Here is a 1499-nt window from a genome sequence, read left to right as displayed (position 1 = left end):
GAATGGCACTTACTTAAGCCTAAGCAATTGAAATACTTATAAAAAGATCGGCTCAATGGTAGGCTGTAAATCGCCAAACTTACCACCTAACCAAAGAGCCGATCCATATGCATGCTATCCAGTCTTGCCGACACTATCAAGCACGTATCAAACATCATCAAACTAGCGCTGACAACCAGTGTTTTTTCAACCTTTTAACCTGTGACTCAATGCTCGATAAAGTCGAAGAACTTCTTCCTGAGCATAGAGAACGACTATTTCCCCCAACCGAAACGCTTTCGCTGTTTCTTGCTCAAGCAATGAGTGAAGACCGCTCCTGTCAGCGCATCGTAAATCAGTCTTCTATTCAACGCGCGGTCTTTGGAAGCCGACCCATTAGCACAATTACCGGAGGCTATTGTCGCGCTCGACAACGGTTACCATTAAACATGGTCAATCAATTAGCCTGTTATTTGGGAGAGCAAATACACAGGGACAGCCCCGACCAATGGCGATGGATGGGGCGCCCGGTAAAACTGGTCGATGGAACGACTCTCACAATGCCAGATACAAGTGAGAACCAGAAGAGTTTTCCTCAGCAACGAGGCCAGCAGCCCGGCTTGGGTTTCCCTATTTGCCGCCTGGTTGGCATTACATGTCTTGCCAGTGGTGCCTTGTTGGATGCGGCAATTGGTCGGTTTAATGGTAAAGGGGGTGATGAGCAAACACTGCTGCGCTCAATGGAAGATCAGTTCAAGACTGGTGATATTTTACTGGGAGATGCATTCTTTTCGACGTACTTTTTCATCGCCTCTATGCAGATAAGAGGCGTGGATATATTAATGGAGCAGCAGGGAGCGCGTCGACGAAAAACTGATTTTAGATTAGGAGCGAAGCTGGCCCAACGAGACCACTTGATTACACTCACCAAACCCAAAATACGACCGCATTGGATGACCCCTGCCGACTATGATGCCGCACCCAACTCACTGTTAATAAGGGAGTGCAAAGTAGGAGGAAAAATCATGGTGACGACAATGACCTGCGCTAAAACCTACCCCAAAGCAAAACTGAAATCACTTTATAAGCAACGCTGGCAAGTTGAACTGGATATTCGTCATATCAAAGACACCCTAGGGATGAACATTCTAACCTGCAAGTCACCGGCGATGGTTATTAAGGAGATATGGGTATACTTATTAGCCTACAATTTAATTCGTTATATGATGGCACAATCCGCTTTGCTGTCAGACCTATCGCCCAGAAAGCTTAGTTTTAAGCACTGCTTGCAGCTATGGAGCATTGCCGTTCAGCAAATGGTTATGTCTGATGACCAGCAAATGAGGGTATTGCTCTCACTGATGAGTGAAAAGCAGGTGGGTAATCGACCTAGGCGTATAGAGCCCCGAGCCGTCAAGAGAAGGCCAAAACCGTTCCCACTACTGTTAAAACCAAGAGATCAAGCACGCGAAGAAGTCAGAAAGAGTGGTCATCCGAAAAAGCTTAAGTAAGTGCCATTC

The 1499-nt window shown here is 46.5% G+C and carries 1 protein-coding gene; it reads left to right on the top strand.

The annotated features are described in order from the left end of the window. Window positions 1-107 precede the first annotated feature (107 nt). The gene (locus QWI17_RS06010; RefSeq protein ID WP_302721616.1) at window positions 108-1490 is read left to right on the top strand and encodes an IS4 family transposase; all 1383 of its coding nucleotides are present in this window, start codon (window positions 108-110) and stop codon (window positions 1488-1490) included. Window positions 1491-1499: the final 9 nt, after the last annotated feature.

Source organism: Gilvimarinus gilvus (genome assembly GCF_030518155.1).
GTDB classification, from domain to species: domain Bacteria; phylum Pseudomonadota; class Gammaproteobacteria; order Pseudomonadales; family Cellvibrionaceae; genus Gilvimarinus; species Gilvimarinus gilvus.
This window is presented reverse-complemented; position numbering and strand designations above follow the sequence as displayed.

Coding starts and splice junctions, on each gene's coding strand:
- QWI17_RS06010 (WP_302721616.1), top strand. CDS start 108: ATGCATGCTATCCAGTCTTGCCGACACTATCAAGCACGTATCAAACAT.